The following is a 17,803-nucleotide window of genomic DNA, read 5'->3' as shown; positions in this document are numbered from 1 at the left end:
GGCTCCCGGGTTGTGCACAGAACAGCATACGCGACGGCGCATCAATTGTCCGTCGCCGGACGATCCCAGTACTGATATTTGTAGGCCGAACTCAGATGCCGCTCAATGGTGCCTTTGGCAAACACTTCGGTCTCATGCAAATAGCTCAGCGTGCAATTGCCCACCTCGTCCCACAGCTGGCACTCATCCACCGAGCGCAAAGTGCTGACCGGCGTGGTCGAGGTGCCGTGCAGCCGCAGTTCGCGCCACTGATTATCGTAGCTGTAGGTATCTTTACTGCGCGCGCTGGTGGATGCCACCACCAGCCCCTGCGGATTCCAGCGCCAGGTATTCTCGCCGTTGGTCAGTTCATCGCTGCCGCGCGCAATACTTTTTTCCAGCCGGAAGTGTTTATCGTAGCGGTAAGTGGTATCAGTAAAGCCCTCTTTCCCCATGCTGGTGAATTTGTCCGAGGCGCTGATGATGTTGCCGTGTTGCCCCATCTGCCAGCTGATGGTGCCTTGCCGGTTATCCACCACTTCCTCTTTGCCCGCGCGGGTAACTTTAACCAGATAAGCATAGTCAGCCACCCAGCCGCGCTGCACGCGCGCGATATGCTGCTCCATGCTCAGCACCACGTTGCCTTCGCTTTTGTCATAGGTGATGTCAGCCACCATCAGATCGCCGCACTGGTCAAACTGCCCGAGCACGCGCTTCTGCGAGTTGACGTCTTTACCAAACTCCCCGGCCACCACCTGGCGCACCGCGCCTTTGGCATCGCCGCCCAGCATAATCCAGTTGTTGCTGCTGGTGATGTTTTTGCTCAGCGGCGGGCAGGTGCTGCTGGCGGCCAGCGCCGCGCCGGCAACGGGGAACAGCAGAATCACAACAGCATAAGGGAGGGATTTCATCAGCGTTATCCGCGCGTTAAGCCATAGAGTAATCAAAGCATCTTTTTCACCAATGCGCTATTCATGGCGAAGCGGCAGACAAAAAGAACCCCAGCAAGGAACTGGGGTTTGGTACTTGCAAACATCACGTCAGGTTTTCGGCGTGCTGCGCGGCAAAATTGGTACGGGTCAGGCGACCCGGTCAACGCTCATCTGCATCATGCTCTTCATGGCTTCGACGACATCGCCATCGACACAGGAGCGGCTGAATTCATCGGTTTCCGCTTCAGAACACATCGAGACACCGGCTTTACGGTAGCGCATCGGTGACGCGACGGCACGGCTGGCGGAGCTGTGGACTTCCTGCAATCCGCTGTCGAGGAACTTTTGCAGATTGCTGAGGCGCACGCCTGCCCCTGCCATAATGATTGGACCGGTGCTGTATTCATTTAGTTCCCGTAATAATGCAATTCCGGTTTCAGCGCTCTGCTGCTGACCGGAAGTCAGAATGCGGGCGACCCCTAAATCAGTCAGCACCTCCAGCGAACGCTTCGGGCTGTGGCACAAATCAAAGGCGCGATGGAAAGTCACCGCCATGCCGTCGCACAGCGCCATAATCTGCTGCATGCGTACCGTGTCGACGTGCGCATCTTCGTCCAGCATGCCAATCACCAGGCCAGGAAAACCCAGCTCGCGAATGCGCGCCACGTCCGATTTCATCACCTCAAATTCGCGTGCGGTGTAACAAAAATCGCCGCCGCGCGGCCGCACGATCGGGTGGACCGGAATGGTCAGTTCACGCTGTGCGGCTTCCAGCATACCCGCCGAAGGTGTCAGTCCGCCTTCACGCGGAGCACTGCACAGCTCCACGCGATCGGCACCGGACGCCTGCGCAGTCATTGCGCAGTCGATGCCATAGCAACAAATTTCCAGTTTCGTCATATCTTGCTCCTTTTCATGACTGCTGGCTCGGGAGGAGTGCATCAGTTAGTCTGCTCATTCAGACAGTTTACGTGGAAAGCGCACTATGGCATTCGATTTTGATCAAGGGATAGACCGTCGTCACAGCGATAGTTTGAAATGGCACAAATATGTTGATCGCGATGTGCTGCCTTTGTGGGTTGCCGACACCGATTTTCGCTCGCCGCCGTGCATCATTGAGGCCATTAAACAGCGTGCCGACCACGGTGTTTTCGGCTATGGCGCGACGCCGCACGGTTTGATTGATATCACTATTTCCCGCTTAGCCCAGCGCTATGGCTGGCAGATTGAGCCGGAATGGATTGTGTTGCTGCCGGGCGTGGTGAGCGGACTTAATTTATCGGTCCGGGCATTTACCGAGTCGTCGCAAAGCACCGTGGCACCGACGCCAATTTATCCGCCGTTTCGCGCGGCGGCGCGGCTGGCGCAGCGCGCTCAGGTCAATCTGCCATTGCAGTTACAGCAGGATCGCTGGGTGATGCAGCTGGATGACAGCCAGATGCAGGGCAACGAGCGCCTGCTCATGCTGTGCAATCCGCAGAATCCGGGCGGCACCGTCTACCGCCGTGATGAGCTGGAGGCGCAGCTGGCCTTTGCCCAACGCCACGATTTGCTGGTGTGCTCCGATGAAATCCATTGTGACTTGCTGTTAACGCCTGGCGTACAGCACATTCCGTTTGCCTCGCTGAGCGAAGACGCCGCCCAGCGCAGCATTACCCTGATTTCGCCGTCTAAAACCTTCAACATCGCCGGGCTGGGTGCGTCCATGGCCATTATCCCTCATCCCGAACTGCGGAAACGCTTTAAGCAGGTGCGTGAAGGCATCGTACCGGGCGTGGATATTCTGGCGCTGGTGGCGGCGGAAGCCGCATGGCGCGGCGGTGATGCGTGGCTGGCAGACCAGCTGGCTTACCTGCGCGCCAATCGTGACTGGCTGGTGCAGCAGGTGAATGCGCTGCCGGAACTCAGCATGGTCGCGCCAGAGGCCAGCTACCTCGGCTGGATTGACGCCAGCCAGCTGGATGTTGCCAGCCCGGCGCTGTATTTCGAAAAACACGGTCTCGGTTTCTCGCCGGGCCGTGATTTTGGCGACGATCGCTTCGTGCGCTTCAACTTTGGCTGCACGCACGCCACCCTGCAGCAGGCGGTATCGCGCCTGCAGCAGGCGGTGGCAGCGCGGCGCTAAGCCTGTTCGCTGGCAACGATTTCCTCCAGCCGCCACGGATGAAACTTGATGGTAGTTTGCCCGTCCGTCACCGCTAAGGTCGGATTGGGCAAACGTTCATTTTCGCCCTGCGGCGTGCTGGTTTTAAACGCGATGCCCGGCTGCGTCAGCGCCTCGTCTGCCAGCAACGCCATCGCACGCATGCCCAGCGTTTCCGGCTCGCCGCGCAACACAATTTCCACATGCTCCCAGCCTTCATGGCGATACAGCTTCTCACCGGGCCACGGCAGCTCGATCACATCCACCTGCCAGCCCGCAATGCGCAGCGGATGATGCAGCTTAAACAGGCAGATCGGCCGTCCATTAATCATCGCTTCGGAAAACTGATCGCCGATTTGCAGTAACCCGGCTTTCCAGCGTTCTGCCGTGGCGAACTGGTGACAGCGCACTGCCACGTGGTCCGCCTCATGCTGCGTGAGATCCAGGCCGAGGCGTGCCGCAAAATGTTGCAAAGCCTGTTCAAATCGGGACAGGTCTTGTTTTAAGTCACTCAGTTCTGAAGGAAAATCCAGATTCATACGTTAAATACCTCAAACTCAGTTCAGATCTTTTAATCAATAAAAAAACAGGGCTGCCGCAGCTTTCGCTTGACAAAATGCTCGGATTCATCCGATTTCACGCCAAAAACCTTCAAAAACCGCATAAACCGCCCCTCTCTTTCGGATTAATCGCGTAATCAGGTCCACACGTTACTTTATAAAAGTGCCTTAACCAACTGTTATTATTAACAATAGTTAATACAATGAGATAACTCTTATTTACCCGTCAATCAATTGCAGTAGCTGACCCTTTCTTATAAATTTGGGTTTCACAACTACAAGGAATGGCCCTATGTCTATGCTCATTGTTGTCGCGGTCCTGATAGCCTTGATGGGATTTGCAATTTCCCGCCACTGGAAGGTGCGTGAAGACAAAAGCGTTAAAAATCCCCGTCGCCACCCGCGCCGCCGTTAACCGGCGCGCGGGCCTGCGTCCACCGGCAGCCATAACCGATTGCTGACGCACCCCAACATTTCACGTATACTTCCCCTCTTATTTTTTCCGTCCCGACATGCACGCGGGATGACGACATCGGCTCGCCCTCAGCTGGCGGGCCTTTTCAGCATATGAAGGTAACGCGGTGAATATTCAGGCTCTTCTTTCCGATAAAGTCAGTCAGGCGATGGTGGCGGCAGGCGCACCGGCCGATTGCGAACCGCAGGTTCGTCAGTCTGCAAAAGTGCAGTTCGGCGATTACCAGGCGAACGGTATCATGGCCGTGGCGAAAAAGCTCGGTCAGGTGCCGCGCCAGCTGGCTGAACAGGTAGTTCAGCATCTGGATCTGGCTGGCATCGCCAGCAAAGTCGACATCGCCGGTCCCGGCTTTATCAACATCTTCCTCGACCGCCAGTGGCTGGCACAGCAGGCCGCGCAGGCGCTACAGCTGCCACGCCTGGGCGTCAGCGAAGTGACACCTCAGACTATCGTGATTGACTACTCGGCGCCTAACGTGGCGAAAGAGATGCACGTCGGTCACGTGCGATCCACCATCATCGGTGATGCCGCAGTGCGCACCCAGGAGTTTCTCGGTCATCACGTCATCCGCGCTAACCACGTCGGTGACTGGGGCACACAGTTTGGCATGCTGATCGCCTATCTGGAGAAGCAGCAGAACGAGCATCATGAAGATATCGCGCTGGCCGACCTGGAAGCCTTCTACCGCGAAGCGAAACGCACCTATGACGAAGACGAAGCCTTCGCCGAGCGCGCCCGCGGTTACGTGGTGAAACTGCAGGGTGGCGACGAATATTGCCGCGCCATGTGGAAAAAGCTGGTGGATATCACCATGAGTCAGAACCAGCAGGTGTATGACCGCCTTAACGTCACCCTGACGCGTAAGGATGTGATGGGTGAAAGCCTGTATAACGACATGCTGCCGGGCATCGTCGCCGATCTGCGCGAAAAAGGGCTGGCAGTGACCAGCGAAGGCGCCACCGTGGTCTTCCTTGATGAGTTCAAAAACAAGGAAGGTGAACCGATGGGCGTGATCATCCAGAAGAAGGATGGCGGCTATCTCTACACCACCACCGATATCGCCTGCGCCAAATATCGCTACGAAACGCTGCATGCCGATCGCGTGCTGTACTACATCGATTCCCGCCAGCATCAGCATCTGCAGCAGGCGTGGACCATCGTGCGCAAAGCGGGCTACGTGCCGGAGTCAGTGCCGCTGGAGCACCATGCGTTCGGCATGATGCTGGGCAAAGATGGCCGTCCGTTCAAGACGCGCAGCGGTGGTACCATCAAACTCTCCGATCTGCTGGATGAAGCCGTTGAGCGCGCCCATGCGCTGGTCAGCGAGAAGAATCCGGAGATGAGCGCGGCAGAGCTGAAAGAGCTGGCGGAAGTGGTCGGCATTGGCGCGGTGAAATACGCCGACCTGTCGAAAAGCCGCACCACCGATTACATCTTCGACTGGGACAACATGCTGGCGTTTGAAGGCAACACCGCGCCGTACATGCAGTATGCCTACACGCGTGTGCTCTCGGTATTCCGTAAAGCGGGCATTGAGGCAGACAGCCTGCACGGTGATATCATCCTGACTGACGAGCGCGAAGCGCTGCTGGCGACCCGTCTGCTGCAGTTTGAAGAGACCATCACCCAGGTCGCGCGCGACGGCACGCCGCACGTGATGTGTGCTTATCTGTACGATCTGGCCGGTCTGTTCTCGGGCTTCTATGAGCACTGCCCGATTCTCTCCGCCGAAGAGGAAAACGTACGCAATAGCCGTCTGCAGCTGGCGGCGCTGACGGCGAAAACCCTGAAGCAGGGGCTGGATACGCTGGGCATCAAAACCGTCGAGCGAATGTAAGCTTAAAAAAACCCGCTGCGGCGGGTTTTTTATTGGCTATTGGCTATTTGCTATTGGTAATTGACCATCACTTCACTGCTCACCACCCGCAGGCCGGGCGGCAACGCGCCCTGCCCCTGAAAGCCGAAAGCCAGATGCAGCGTTTCATCGGCTGCCACGTTGGCGAGACCGCGTGTGCTGCCGCTGGCGCCGTCGAGCTCCACGCAGCGCTGGCTGGCGCACAGCCGCACCACCAGACCAGATGGCGCCGGGCGGCTCAGCGTGTAGCGCCAGTTCACCAGCGAAATAGTCCCTGGAGCCGCCGAGGGCGCTTTGAGCGCCGGCGACAGCAGCCAGTTGCCGCGCACGCCAAGGCTCGGGCCGCTGGCGCTGGCCTGCCACGCACCGCTGGCGGCTTTGCCCGTTAGCGGCAGCGCCAGCAGCGCTGCCAGCAGCCATGAGAGCGTCACGCCGCGCATTATTTGCCGCCTATGGTAGCAGTCATGCGGATCTGCCGGTTATCGGTCAGCTCCATATTGGACAGCACCACCAGCTGCGGCAGGTTGCGGCGCAGGAAGCGCGCCAGCAGCGCCCGCAGCGGATGGTTAACCAGCAGCACCGGCGGCGCACCGGTCATCTCCTGCTGCTGCAGCGCGGCCTGCGCCTGCATCAGCAGTCGATCGGCAAGACCCGGTTCCAGACCGCCACCACCCTGCAGCGCCTGCAATAGAAGACGTTCCAGTGTGGCATCCAGTCCAATCACCTGCACTTCGCCGTTGCCCGGGAACCACTGCTGGGTAATCGCGCGGCCCAGCGCGACGCGTACCACGCTGGTCAGTTCCTGCGGATCGTTCTGCACCGGCGCATGTTCGGCCAGCGTTTCGATAATGGTGCGCATGTCGCGGATCGAGACGCGCTCGGTCAGCAGATTTTGCAGCACTTTGTGCAGCGTGGTCAGGGTAATCACGCCCGGCACCAGATCTTCCGTCAGCTTTGGCATCTCCTGGGTGACGCGGTCCAGCAGCTGCTGCGCTTCCTGACGCCCAAACAGCTCGCTGGCGTACTGGCCGATCAGGTGATTAAGGTGGGTCGCCACCACGGTACTGGCTTCCACTACAGTGTAGCCCTGAATCTGTGCCTGCTCTTTCAGCGCGCTGTCGATCCAGATGGCCGCGAGCCCAAACGCCGGGTCCACCGTCGCTTCACCCGGCAGCGTGCCCGCCGCCGTGCCCGGGTTGATCGCCATCCAGCGTCCCGGATAAGCATCGCCGCTGCCAATCTCCACGCCCTTCATCAGGATGCGATAGCGCGCCGGCGGCAGCTCCATGTTGTCACGAATGTGCACCACCGGTGGCAGGAAGCCAACCTCCTGCGCCACCTTTTTACGGATACTGCGGATACGCCCGAGCAGCTCGCCGTTTTGCAGATGATCGACCATCGGAATCAGGCGATAGCCCACTTCCATGCCAAGCGAATCTTCCAGCTGGACGTCGGTCCACGAGGCTTCGACCGTGGCCGGCGTCTCCTGCGTTTTCACCACGCTGGAGGCTTCACTTTGCTTCTTCGGCTGCATTTCGCGGCCGCGCAGCCACCAGGCCAGGCCGAGCAGCGCCGCGGTGAACAGCAGGAACACAAAGTTCGGCATGCCGGGCACCAGGCCCAGCAGGCCAATCACGCCGGCGCTCAGCATCAGCACGCGCGGATTGTTAAACAGCTGGCCCACCATCTGTTCGCCGACGTCCTGATCGGTGCTGACGCGGGTAACGATGACACCGGCAGCGGTCGAGATCACCAGCGCCGGAATCTGCGCCACCAGGCCGTCACCGATGGTCAGCAGCGTATAGGTTTCCCCGGCGTGGCCGAGATCCATACCGTGCTGCACCACGCCCACCAGCAGGCCGCCGATCACGTTAATCACCATGATCAGGATGCCGGCGATGGCGTCGCCGCGCACAAACTTACTGGCACCATCCATTGAGCCGTAGAAATCTGCTTCCTGGGTCACCTCGGTGCGCCGGCGTTTGGCTTCGTCTTCACCAATCAGGCCGGCGTTCAAATCGGCATCGATCGCCATCTGCTTGCCGGGCATACCATCCAGCACGAAACGCGCGCCCACTTCGGCGATACGTCCGGCACCTTTGGTGATGACCATGAAGTTGATGATTACGAGGATGATGAACACCACGATACCAATGGCGAAATTACCGCCCACGAGGAAGTGACCAAAGGCTTCAACCACGCGCCCGGCGGCATCAGCACCCGTATGCCCTTCCAGCAGGATGATACGCGTTGAGGCGACGTTCAGCGCCAGACGCAGCAGCGTTGAGAACAGCAAAATGGTCGGGAAGGCAGCGAATTCCAGCGTGCGCTGGGTGAACATCGCCACCAGCAGCACCATGATGGACAGCGCAATGTTGAAGGTAAACAGCAGGTCAAGGATGAACGCCGGCAGCGGCAATACCATCATTGACAGGATCAGCATGATCAGCACCGGACCAGCCAGCACCTGCCATTGCGTGTCTTTAAAATTGCCCGGTAAACGCAGCTTTTCGGCCAGATTAGCCATGGTTGGTGTTCTCTCCTGCAAAGTCCATCTCTGCCGGGACCGGCAGATGTTTTGGTTTGTTTGGAATCAGGCCGCCTTCACGCTTCCAGCGTCGCAGCTGCCAGACCCACGCCAGCACTTCTGCCACGGCGGCATAGAGCGCGCCGGGAATAAACTGGCCAATTTCCGTATGACGATAGAGCGCACGCGCCAGCGGCGGTGCTTCCAGAATCGGTACGCGATGCTCTTTAGCGATTTCCCGAATGCGCAGGGCAATGTCACCGGCGCCTTTGGCAATCACTTTCGGCGCACTCATCTTGCCTTCCTGATACTGCAGCGCCACCGAGTAGTGCGTCGGGTTAGTCACGATGACGTCCGCCTTCGGCACGTCGGCCATCATGCGGCGGCGGGCGGCGGCACGCATCGCCTGGCGGATACGCCCTTTCACGTGCGGGTCGCCTTCGTTCTGCTTGTGTTCATCGCGAATTTCCTGGCGCGTCATGCGCAGCTTTTTGAAGTAGCTGTAGAGCTGCCAGAACACATCAAAGCCAACCATCGGGATCAGACCCAGCATCACCAGCGCGCAGCTGATGGCGGTCATCGACAGGCCATGCTGCAGCGCATTCACCGGCGATTCGCTCATCAGACGCAGCATCTCCTGCCAGTGACTCCACAGATACCAGCCAGCCACCAGCGCCACCAGCACCGCTTTGAGGATCGCCTTCACCAGTTCCGCCCACGTCTGACCGGAGAACATGCGCGCAATGCCCGGTAACGGGTTGAGCTTTTTGAAATCGAATTTGATGGATTTTCCGCTGATGTTGATTCCGCCAAGAATCATCGGCGCGGCGATGGCAACGATCACCAGCCCGGCCATCAGCGGCAGCAGCGCGATCACCGCCTGCATCACCAGGTTGCCGATGTGCGAGACGATAATTTTATCGTCGTTGACCATGCCGTGGTCGAAGCGGAAGCCGGTGGCCACCATGCTGGCCAGCCGTTGCGCCATATTGTGGCCGCCCAGCCAGATGATCAGCAGCCCGGCCAGCAGCATCAGTACCGAAGTCAGCTCGCGCGAACGCGGAATCTGCCCCTCCTGCCGTGCTTTCTCAAGTCGGTGGGGGGTGGGCGATTCTGTTTTGTCCTCGTTGCTCTCTTCAGCCACGACATACCTCAGCTGGCAGGAATTCTGAGCATAGGATGCCAAAACCCTTCGGGTCTAAAGCGCGGATTAAGCGAGAAAAAGATGGGTTTATTTAGCCATAAGTGAAATCAGAACCTGCGCTAACCTGGTGCGGGCCAATCACCAGCGAACGGTTCCGCGACCTTTGCTGCGTAATACGGGTTAAGTGGCGCAGCCAAGCAAAAGCCGTGCCGGACTGGCTGGGTTACTAACGCAGCTGCGCCCGGAAATTCTGAAAATCATAAAATTGTTTCGCCGCGCAATCTTTTTTTACCCAAAAAAATAGATAAATCTTATTTACCAATTCCCCTAAGCACCATCAGGGGGCAAATGTCGCGCCGCACGCCAGCCGCGCTTGCTTACGCAAATAAATTAATGCAGCTTATCTATCGTCCCAGCCAGAACGATCGCGGCGTGCCGTTAAGGCGTTTTTTCGCCCGGTAGCACGGGATTTGCCGCGGTGCAATGGTTTGAATTCTCAAAAGTCTTAGGTAGACTTAAGTCAGCACTATCTTTCTGTAATTTGACTGTTTTTTAGTGGCCTTCTCACTGCATAATCTGCCCGCCCGCTGAGTGCGTGCCGGATACAACTCTGCAGCGATACTGATGAAAATTTGAGGATCATGGTGAATAAGAGTCTCTTGCTAACGCTGCTGGCGGCTTTAACGCTGGCGGGATGTAAAGCGCCTCCACCGCCCGTGACGGATGACACCCTGGTCACCAGCGAAGTGAACGGCGTAAAACTGGTTCATCGTCATGCAGTGGCAGCACCCGGTGAATTTACCCCGGTGAATGAGAGCTTTCGCGCGCTGTATGCCGCCTCTGTGATGACCCTGCCGGATTACGGCGGCAAAGTGGTGCGTTATCTGGATAACGCCCAAACCTTTGAGGTGCTGGGTCGCGTCGAGCACAACTGGCTGGCGATTGCAGAAGAACCCAGCGGTCAGCTGATTGGCTATGTGCCCCCCAAAGCTGGCGTGGAGAGCAGCCGCTATGACGCCACGCTGCGCAGCGACCGGCCGCGTCCCCGTCGTACTAAACAGGTCTGCGTGGCCGTGGGCGGCGCTAGTAAAGCATGCCGCACAAATGATACCGCGACCTGGATCTTAGACTGATGATGCAATCCGGCGCATATTGCCCGCAGCACACCGCTGCTTTGCGGGCTAACCGTTCCGTTATTGCCAGGATAATCGAGATTTAATGACTCAGGACTCCCTTGCCCGCGATGGCATTGTCGCGGGCAACGATAACCTTTTGCTGAATGCCGCAGCCCCGATTCTGAATGCCGTCGTGCGTATACGGCAGGCGGCGACGCACGACGATCCCGCTGGCCTGCGTCAGCTACTGATTGAAGAGATCCGCCAGTTCGAGCAACGCTGCAAGCAGGCGGGTTTGCCGTTTGAGATGATCATCGGTGCACGCTACTGCCTGTGTAGCGTGCTGGACGAAGCGGCGGCGCAAACCCCCTGGGGCACGCGCGGCGTCTGGTCCGGCAACGGCATGCTGGTGACCTTTCATAACGAAAGCTGGGGCGGCGAAAAAGTGTTCCAGCTGCTATCGCGCGTGTCGCAAAGCCCGCAGCAGCATTTATGGCTGCTGGAAGTGATTCACTACTGCCTGCTGCTGGGCTACGAAGGGCGCTATCGCGCCAGCGACAGCGGACGCGCGCAGTGTGAAGGCATCCGTAAACGGCTGGCGCAGCTGATTGCGGAAATCCGCCCGGCACCACCACCGCGCGCGCCGCTGGTGGAAGTCCATCCGCTGGTCAGCACCCTGACGCGACCAATGGTGCCACTGTGGGCCTGCGTCACGCTGGCTACGTTGATTGCCTGTCTGATCTACAGCGGGCTCAACTGGCGGCTGGGCAATGCGGCCGAACCGCTGCTGCGCGCCATCTATCAAACCCCGCTGCCACAAATCATGCCGGGGCGCCGCCCCACCTCACCGCAGGCGCTGCTCGATCTGCATCAGCGTCTTAACGATGTGATTGCCGCAGGCCAGCTGGAAGTGAGCGACGGTGCCTTTGGCAGCAAAGTGATCATCCCTGCGGACAAGCTGTTTGCGCCGGACGGTACGGTGGTGAACCAGGTTGGCCGCGCGCTGCTGGCGCACGTGGCCAGCGCGATGAAGACGGTAAAAGGCACGGTGCTGGTATCGGTCTATACCGATAATCGTCCGGTGGATGGTCGGTTCGCCTCCAGCTATGAATTCTCCTTCGCCCGCGCCCGTGCCGTTACGCAACTGCTGAATACGCAGCTGGCGGACGGTCACAGCGTTAAAGCCGAAGGCCGCGGCGACAGCAATCCGCTCTTACCCAATGACAGCAATGAAAACCGCGCCCGCAATCGCCGGGTGGAGATCACCCTGTTTGCGGCACCGGAAACCCTCGGCAATCATCAGGGAGGCCAGTGATGCGCGCATCACTCCAACATCTGTTAACCCATCGCCTGCTGTGGGGCCTGATTGGCGTCACGGCGCTGAGCTGCGTGCTGTGGATGCTCGGTCCGCTGTGGAGCTGGGGTGACACCCGTCCACTGGAGCCGGTATTCCCGCGCCAGCTGGCGGTCGGCCTGCTCTATTTCTGCTGGGTGCTGTTCCAGTTTATTCCTGCCATCTGGCGCGGCTGGTTTAACAGCAAACTGCTCAATCGCCTGCAGGAAATGAGTCACGAAGAAGCGTCCGATCGCCAGGCGACCGAGACGCTGCTGACCCAGCGCTTCAGTGAAGCTGCGCTGCGGCTGAAACGCACCCAGTTTGGTCGCCGGCATCAGAAAAGCTGGCTGGCGCGTTTTCAGAGTCACTATCTGTATCAGCTGCCGTGGTACGTGATGATTGGCGCGCCCGGTGCCGGTAAAACCACCGCGCTGCTGAATGCTGGCCTGGAGTTTCCGTTAACCGACAGCCTCGGCAAAGAGGCGGTACGCGGCGTCGGCGGCACGCGTCACTGCGACTGGTGGTTCACCGACAGCGCCGTCTTAATCGACACCGCAGGCCGTTACGCACTGCAGGAGAGCCAGCGCGCGCGCGACGGCGCCGAGTGGCATAACTTCATAAAACTGCTTAAGCGCTACCGCACGCGCCAGCCAATCAACGGCGTGATCATGACCATCAGCGTGGCCGACCTGCTGACCGATTCCGCCGAGGCACGTCACGCCCAGGCCAGCGCGCTGCGCAGCCGCATGGTCGAGCTGCATCAGCAAACCGGCATTCATTTCCCGGTGTATGTGATGGTCACCAAAACCGACCTGCTGAAAGGGTTTATGAGCTTTTACGGCAACCTGAGTAAGCCGCAGCGCGATGCCATCTGGGGCTTCACCTTCCCGTGGGAACCGGGCAAGCCGCATAAAGATGACTGGCACCGCAGCTTTAGCGAGCGCTTTCAGCAGCTGGAGCAGCGTCTGCAGCAGCAGCTGGCCGACGTGATGGCCGGCGAGCGCGATCTCACCCAGCGTGCCGACAGCTTTCTGTTCCCGCAGGAGTTCAGTTCGCTGCGTCCGTTACTCAACGAATATCTCGACGTGGTATTTTCCCGCCATCAGGATGAGATTGCCTGGTCGGCGCGCGGCCTGTTCTTTACCAGCGGTACCCAGGAAGGCCTGCCGTTTGACCGCATCATGGGCGAACTCAACCGTAAGCTACAGCTGCCACACACCGGCGAGTCGAGCCTTGCCGCATGGGACAGCGTTAACCGCAGCAATCCGATTCCGGGTACCAAAGGCCAGAGCTTCTTTATTCGCGACCTGTTAAGCGACCTGGTGTTCCGCGAAAGCGGCCTTGCCGGCAGCAACCGTCACTGGGAGTATCGTAACCGGCTGCTGCACTGGATCGGTTACGGCGCGCTCACCGGCGCGCTGGTGCTGCTCTCCGGTTTGTGGCTCACCAGCTACGTACAGAATCAGCGTTATCTCGATCAGGTCGCGGCGCGTATCGGGCCGATTACCGCGCAAAGTCAGCAGGTTATTCATCAGCCAGCCGATAATATTTTTGATCTGCTACCCTTCTTAAATAACCTGGTGAAACTGCCGCTGTCGGCGCATTTTTCTCTCGACAATCCACCGCTTACCATGCGCGCTGGACTGTATCGCGGTAACCAGGTGAGCGATGCCGCATGGGTGCTTTATCAAAATGCGCTTAAGTCTTTACTGCTGCCGCGCGTGGCCCAGCAAATTACCAACCTGCTGCGTGACGATCCCGGCACCGACAATGACTACAGCCGCAATGCGCTGCGCGCTTATCAGATGCTGTATCAGCCGCGTAACTATGACGGCGAATTTCTGCGCGGCTGGCTGATGCAAAATCTGCAGCGCACGCTGCCGGACAATGTCAGCGCGCGCGATCTGCAGCAGCTTGACTGGCACCTTAGCCAGCTGCTCGATCAGCAGATTCAGTCGTCGCCTTATGCGCGCGACAATGCGCTGATGATGCGTAAGCTTGCGGAAAATCTGAAAAATGCCGGTCAGAATGGCCGTATGCTGGCGGTTGCGCCACACACCGTATCGCAGCGATTGACCGGACACAGTGAGTAATGGTGAGGTAACCATGGCGAGTTACACCGCGCCGGGCTGGTATGGCAAATTACCGGCCACCGGTGATTTTCTGCGCCAGCGGCTCAGTGAAGCCACGGTGACGCCGTGGAGCCACTGGTTTCAACAAGGCTTAATCCACTGGCATCAGCAGGAAGAGGCCAGTACGCAACAGTTTTTACGCGCGCCGGTATGGAATTTTGTCCTGCCGCTATCGCCGCTGCGCCAGCAGGTGCAGCTGGGCTGTCTGCTGCCCTCGTGCGATCGCGTCGGCCGTGCGTGGCCGCTGCTGGCGCTGCACAGCATCCCGCTCAGCGCGTGGCATGCTTCACAGCTGGCGATCTCCGGCGACTGGTATCAGGAACTCGGCGCGCTGCTGTGGCAGGCGGTGCGCGATCGCCACAGCCCGGACGCGCTGGAGACGCAGATTCAGCAGCTGGCTCCGCTGCTGCTGCCGGATAAGCAGCGCAGCGACATCATGGATGTGATTGGTTTTGACGATTTGCCCTGCACCCTGAGCTGGCGTGAAGTGGCCGACCGTTTTGATCCCCAACAGCACATTAGCTACTGGTGGAGTAATCGCAGTGACGGCTTTGCCCACGCCACGCATAAACACAGTGGCCCGCTCACCGCGCAACTTTTTTCGTTATTGTTTAACCCGGCGGCGGGTGCCCAGCCGGGACGTAATGGCCTCTATCCACCGATGTTTGAGTAGGCCAGTGCGCTTGCCTTGTTAACGGGATGACTCATGCAATTTACCATTGTGCAGTGCAATACGGATGTGCCCGCCAAAACCGTCGCGTTTAGCCCGCCTGGCGGGACTATCGGCCGCAGCCAGGATAACGACCTGGTGCTGCCCGACGAATCGCGCGCTATCTCGCGCCTGCAGGCGCTGGTGCACCTGTCGCCAGACGGCGAGTGCCGCCTGACCAACCAGGGCAGCGTCACTTCGGTGGTGCTGAACGGCGTGGCGCTACAACGCGGCTCGCAGGTGCGGCTGCGCCACGGCGATACGCTGCAGATTGGCGAATATGGCCTGGAAGTGCGCGACCCGGCGTGTCAGAACGCACCGCAGGATGATCCGCTGGCGTTTTTTGCTGACAGCGCCGCCGATCCGCTGGGTATGCAGCAGGACGAAAACGTGCCGGAACCGGAAGTCCTGCCGCAGAGCGACAGTCCGCGTCACGAACGCCGCCCGGACGCGCGCCTGGCGATCGATCCGCAAAGCGATGCGCCCGTGATGCCAGCCGTGCTGGCAGACGCCGATCAGGACAAACTGATCGCCGCGCTACTGGAAGGTATGGGCCTGAATAATGGTCACCAGACGCCGATCACCGAAGAGCAGATGCGCGTCACCGGCCGCATGCTCAGCCTGTTTTCGCAGGGTACGGTTGCCCTGCTCTCTTCGCGCTCCATCCTCAAACGCGGCGTGAAAGCCGACATGACGATGATCCTTAACGAAGCCAACAACCCGTTTAAAATTCTGCCCTCCGGCAAAACCGTGCTGATGCAGATGTACCAGAGCCAGATGCCTGGCTTTATGCCGCCGGAAGCGGCGGTGCGCGATGCGCTGGTGGATTTACAGGCGCATCAGCTGGGGATGATTGCCGGCATTCGCGCCATCATTGCCGCGATGCTGCAGTCGTTTAATCCGCAGCGTCTGGAAGAGGAAGCGCGCAAAGACGGCGTGCTGCCTAAGATGCCGTTCAGCGGCGGACGCAAAGCGGCGCTGTGGGACTATTTTCTCCGTCACTATCAGCGCACCGCGGGCGAGATTGAAGATGACTTCCACACCCTGTTTGGTGAAGCCTTTCTGCATGCCTACGACATGGAAGTGAATCAGTACAAAGATTCCCAGACGCGGACCGAAGACGCATGAAGATGAAGTTTGCCAGCCGCTGCCAGCAGGGTATGCGTGACGAAAACCAGGATCGCACCGGTGCCGAAGTCGATGAACAGAAAGCCTGTTTTCTGGTGTGCGACGGCGTGGCCGGTCTGCCCGGCGGCGATTATGCGGCCCAGCTGGTGCGCGATACCCTGCTGACGCAGCTGCAGCAAAACGACACGTTCACGCCGGAGAGTACACGCGCGGCGATAGAAAAGTGTCAGCAAACGCTGGTCAGCGCCCAGGGGAACAATCCGAATTTTTCGCGCATGAGCACCACCCTTGCCGCCCTGTTTATTGACCGCACAACGCAGCGCGCATGGTGGGCGCACGCTGGTGATAGCCGGGTTTATCACTTCCGCCACGGGGTGCTGCATCAGGTGACGCGTGACCACAGTCTGGCGCAGCAGCTGCGCGAAGCCGGCTATGAAAATACCGGCATTAACAGTAATTTACTTTATAATGCGCTGGGTATTGAGCCGGCCCGACCGGCCACCTTCAGCGAGGTGATTGAGCTGACCGATGGTGACGCATTTCTGGTTTGTACCGACGGTTTCTGGCTCAACCTCACCACCGACGAAATGGAACAGGCACTGCGCATGGTGAACGCCTGCGAAGAGTGGCTGGCATTGATGGAACAGGCCGTAAACCGCAGTGTTAAAAGCGACAATCTCAGCGCTCTGGCAATCTGGATTGGCGAACCGCAGGACGCGACGCTGCTTTATTCCCAGGCTGATGCGGCACGTTTTCTGCCGTCACGTTATTGATTGCAAGGATCATTATGAAACTGTGGTTGCCGGGCGTTGCCGCCCTGTTACTGGCCCTGAATGCGCAGGCGGAAGATTACCGGGTGGTCTACTCGCCCAGCCTGTCGCTGGAAGTCTATATCGATAACGTTGCCAGTAATGCGCCCGACGACTGGTGTAAAGAGACGCTGCCGCTGCGCATCGTGTCCGGTAAAAGCAGCGACACCAGCATTCTTACCAGCTTCCTGCCGCGCGTCGGTACGCTGCTGGCGAACCAGTGCGGCCTGCTGGATGAGATCCCCTGGCAGATGACCAGCAAAGAGGGCAGCGTGCTGGCTAATGGCAGCGCGGCAAAACTGCAGAACTGGCGGCCAATCATCCTTAATGACGCGACCGCCAGCGCCAGCGCCAATACCGCAGCGCCGCTGGATTTATCGCGTCCGGCCGACAGCACGCCGCTGCAGCACTTCGCCCTGCCCGGCGGCTGCCATTTCCGTACCTGGTGGGATGAAAACGGCGGTTCGCTGTTTATCCCTGAGAACCCGCAGCAGCATTGCTCAACCGAGGGCTGGCTGGAAGGTCCGGCGGCGATGACGCTGCTGAGTGACGGCAAAACGCGCAGCCAGACGGTAACCTTCCTGCAGGGTTATCCCATCGCCGATCTTACGCTGACCCGCACGCCGCTGGAGGTGGTAGCGGTGAACAAACAGCGCATGATTGTCACGCGGCCCGATGCCAGTGATAGCTGGCTGGTGCTGCCGTTTGATGCTCAGCAGCACGTCTGGCGTTTCAGCGGCACGCTGCTGATTAAAATGGATAAAAACACCGGCACGGATAGCGAAGCGGTGAAATCGCGGGTTGATAGCTTACGCGGCATCTGGTCGCCGCAGTTTATGCCACAGCAAAAAGTGACTGTGTTACTGATTGACACCCTGCACGCCGATCTGGCCGATCCGGCAATTGGTGCCTGGCGTAACATTAATTAATTAGCGGTTGTTGCCCGCCGTCACCGGCGT

Annotated in this window: 16 protein-coding genes; 10 read left to right on the top strand and 6 right to left on the bottom strand. The window is 59.1% G+C overall.

What is annotated here, in order from left to right:
* Nucleotides 1–41: 41 nt before the first annotated feature.
* A complete protein-coding gene (locus C1Y43_RS16460) occupies nucleotides 42–890 on the bottom strand; it encodes a hypothetical protein (protein WP_021509960.1) in 849 nt (282 codons plus the stop codon).
* 168 nt (nucleotides 891–1,058) lie between these two features.
* On the bottom strand, nucleotides 1,059–1,811 hold the full coding sequence (cutC, locus tag C1Y43_RS16455; protein ID WP_104188960.1) for a copper homeostasis protein CutC: 753 nt from the start codon (nucleotides 1,809–1,811) through the stop codon (nucleotides 1,059–1,061).
* Nucleotides 1,812–1,896: 85 nt separating this feature from the next.
* Between cutC and C1Y43_RS16450 the strand changes: the two genes are divergently transcribed.
* On the top strand, nucleotides 1,897–3,036 hold the full coding sequence (locus C1Y43_RS16450; RefSeq protein WP_104188958.1) for a MalY/PatB family protein: 1,140 nt from the start codon (nucleotides 1,897–1,899) through the stop codon (nucleotides 3,034–3,036).
* Here C1Y43_RS16450 and C1Y43_RS16445 read toward each other — a convergent pair.
* Nucleotides 3,033–3,593, bottom strand: a complete 561-nt coding sequence (locus C1Y43_RS16445; protein ID WP_104188956.1) for a VOC family protein — start codon at nucleotides 3,591–3,593, stop codon at nucleotides 3,033–3,035. The two genes, C1Y43_RS16450 and C1Y43_RS16445, sit on opposite strands and share 4 nt — an antisense overlap.
* 313 nt (nucleotides 3,594–3,906) lie before the next feature.
* On the opposite strand from C1Y43_RS16445, the gene C1Y43_RS24260 reads away from it, so the two are divergent.
* Both C1Y43_RS24260 and argS read left to right on the top strand, forming a co-directional pair.
* The gene (locus C1Y43_RS24260; protein WP_007889544.1) at nucleotides 3,907–4,029 is read left to right on the top strand and encodes a hypothetical protein; all 123 of its coding nucleotides are present in this window, start codon (nucleotides 3,907–3,909) and stop codon (nucleotides 4,027–4,029) included.
* A 166-nt stretch (nucleotides 4,030–4,195) separates the two neighbouring features.
* Nucleotides 4,196–5,926 (top strand): arginine--tRNA ligase, encoded by a 1,731-nt coding sequence (gene argS / locus C1Y43_RS16440; protein ID WP_031280190.1) that lies wholly within the window; start codon nucleotides 4,196–4,198, stop codon nucleotides 5,924–5,926.
* Between the two features lie 50 nt (nucleotides 5,927–5,976).
* On the opposite strand, the gene C1Y43_RS16435 is transcribed toward argS, so the two are convergent.
* From C1Y43_RS16435 to flhB, 3 genes are read right to left on the bottom strand one after another with little or no spacing between them, the layout of a single operon-like run.
* The gene (locus C1Y43_RS16435) at nucleotides 5,977–6,384 is read right to left on the bottom strand and encodes a flagellar protein FlhE (RefSeq protein ID WP_104188954.1); all 408 of its coding nucleotides are present in this window, start codon (nucleotides 6,382–6,384) and stop codon (nucleotides 5,977–5,979) included.
* Entirely contained in the window at nucleotides 6,384–8,471 is a 2,088-nt protein-coding gene (gene flhA, locus C1Y43_RS16430) for a flagellar biosynthesis protein FlhA (protein WP_021509954.1), read from the bottom strand. The genes C1Y43_RS16435 and flhA overlap by 1 nt, the downstream gene beginning before the upstream one ends.
* Entirely contained in the window at nucleotides 8,464–9,615 is a 1,152-nt protein-coding gene (flhB, locus tag C1Y43_RS16425) for a flagellar biosynthesis protein FlhB (RefSeq protein ID WP_021509953.1), read from the bottom strand. Before flhB ends, flhA begins: the two co-directional genes overlap by 8 nt.
* Nucleotides 9,616–10,256: 641 nt before the next feature.
* Here flhB and C1Y43_RS16420 point away from each other — a divergent pair.
* From C1Y43_RS16420 to C1Y43_RS16390, 7 genes are all read left to right on the top strand, one after another.
* On the top strand, nucleotides 10,257–10,748 hold the full coding sequence (locus C1Y43_RS16420; protein ID WP_021509952.1) for a hypothetical protein: 492 nt from the start codon (nucleotides 10,257–10,259) through the stop codon (nucleotides 10,746–10,748).
* 85 nt (nucleotides 10,749–10,833) lie between these two features.
* The gene (gene icmH, locus C1Y43_RS16415) at nucleotides 10,834–12,045 is read left to right on the top strand and encodes a type IVB secretion system protein IcmH/DotU (RefSeq protein ID WP_104188952.1); all 1,212 of its coding nucleotides are present in this window, start codon (nucleotides 10,834–10,836) and stop codon (nucleotides 12,043–12,045) included.
* Nucleotides 12,045–14,159, top strand: a complete 2,115-nt coding sequence (tssM, locus tag C1Y43_RS16410) for a type VI secretion system membrane subunit TssM (protein ID WP_021509950.1) — start codon at nucleotides 12,045–12,047, stop codon at nucleotides 14,157–14,159. The genes icmH and tssM overlap by 1 nt, the downstream gene beginning before the upstream one ends.
* Nucleotides 14,160–14,172: 13 nt before the next feature.
* Nucleotides 14,173–14,871 carry a type VI secretion system-associated protein TagF gene (gene tagF / locus C1Y43_RS16405; protein ID WP_058771215.1) on the top strand — a complete coding sequence of 233 codons (699 nt, stop codon included), beginning with the start codon at nucleotides 14,173–14,175 and terminating at the stop codon, nucleotides 14,869–14,871.
* A 33-nt stretch (nucleotides 14,872–14,904) separates the two neighbouring features.
* Nucleotides 14,905–16,035, top strand: coding sequence for a type VI secretion system-associated FHA domain protein TagH (gene tagH, locus C1Y43_RS16400; protein WP_058757496.1), 1,131 nt, complete (start codon nucleotides 14,905–14,907; stop codon nucleotides 16,033–16,035).
* Nucleotides 16,032–16,808, top strand: a complete 777-nt coding sequence (locus C1Y43_RS16395) for a PP2C family serine/threonine-protein phosphatase (RefSeq protein WP_058757495.1) — start codon at nucleotides 16,032–16,034, stop codon at nucleotides 16,806–16,808. Before tagH ends, C1Y43_RS16395 begins: the two co-directional genes overlap by 4 nt.
* A 14-nt stretch (nucleotides 16,809–16,822) precedes the next feature.
* Nucleotides 16,823–17,773 (top strand): hypothetical protein, encoded by a 951-nt coding sequence (locus C1Y43_RS16390; protein WP_058757494.1) that lies wholly within the window; start codon nucleotides 16,823–16,825, stop codon nucleotides 17,771–17,773.
* The last annotated feature ends 30 nt before the right edge of the window (nucleotides 17,774–17,803 follow it).

Source organism: Pantoea sp. ICBG 828 (assembly GCF_002928355.1).
In the GTDB taxonomy this organism is placed as follows: Bacteria; Pseudomonadota; Gammaproteobacteria; order Enterobacterales; family Enterobacteriaceae; genus Pantoea; species Pantoea dispersa.
Note: the sequence above shows the minus strand (reverse complement) of the source record. Positions and strands in the feature narration are given on the sequence as shown.

What these genes read in the sequence shown, in the direction of transcription:
- flhA (WP_021509954.1), bottom strand. Translation starts at nt 8,471, where the DNA reads ATGGCTAATCTGGCCGAAAAGCTGCGTTTACCGGGCAATTTTAAAGAC.
- C1Y43_RS16445 (WP_104188956.1), bottom strand. Translation starts at nt 3,593, where the DNA reads ATGAATCTGGATTTTCCTTCAGAACTGAGTGACTTAAAACAAGACCTG.
- C1Y43_RS16395 (WP_058757495.1), top strand. Translation starts at nt 16,032, where the DNA reads ATGAAGATGAAGTTTGCCAGCCGCTGCCAGCAGGGTATGCGTGACGAA.
- tagH (WP_058757496.1), top strand. Translation starts at nt 14,905, where the DNA reads ATGCAATTTACCATTGTGCAGTGCAATACGGATGTGCCCGCCAAAACC.
- cutC (WP_104188960.1), bottom strand. Translation starts at nt 1,811, where the DNA reads ATGACGAAACTGGAAATTTGTTGCTATGGCATCGACTGCGCAATGACT.
- C1Y43_RS16450 (WP_104188958.1), top strand. Translation starts at nt 1,897, where the DNA reads ATGGCATTCGATTTTGATCAAGGGATAGACCGTCGTCACAGCGATAGT.
- tssM (WP_021509950.1), top strand. Translation starts at nt 12,045, where the DNA reads ATGCGCGCATCACTCCAACATCTGTTAACCCATCGCCTGCTGTGGGGC.
- icmH (WP_104188952.1), top strand. Translation starts at nt 10,834, where the DNA reads ATGACTCAGGACTCCCTTGCCCGCGATGGCATTGTCGCGGGCAACGAT.
- C1Y43_RS16420 (WP_021509952.1), top strand. Translation starts at nt 10,257, where the DNA reads ATGGTGAATAAGAGTCTCTTGCTAACGCTGCTGGCGGCTTTAACGCTG.
- C1Y43_RS16460 (WP_021509960.1), bottom strand. Translation starts at nt 890, where the DNA reads ATGAAATCCCTCCCTTATGCTGTTGTGATTCTGCTGTTCCCCGTTGCC.
- tagF (WP_058771215.1), top strand. Translation starts at nt 14,173, where the DNA reads ATGGCGAGTTACACCGCGCCGGGCTGGTATGGCAAATTACCGGCCACC.
- C1Y43_RS16390 (WP_058757494.1), top strand. Translation starts at nt 16,823, where the DNA reads ATGAAACTGTGGTTGCCGGGCGTTGCCGCCCTGTTACTGGCCCTGAAT.
- C1Y43_RS16435 (WP_104188954.1), bottom strand. Translation starts at nt 6,384, where the DNA reads ATGCGCGGCGTGACGCTCTCATGGCTGCTGGCAGCGCTGCTGGCGCTG.
- C1Y43_RS24260 (WP_007889544.1), top strand. Translation starts at nt 3,907, where the DNA reads ATGTCTATGCTCATTGTTGTCGCGGTCCTGATAGCCTTGATGGGATTT.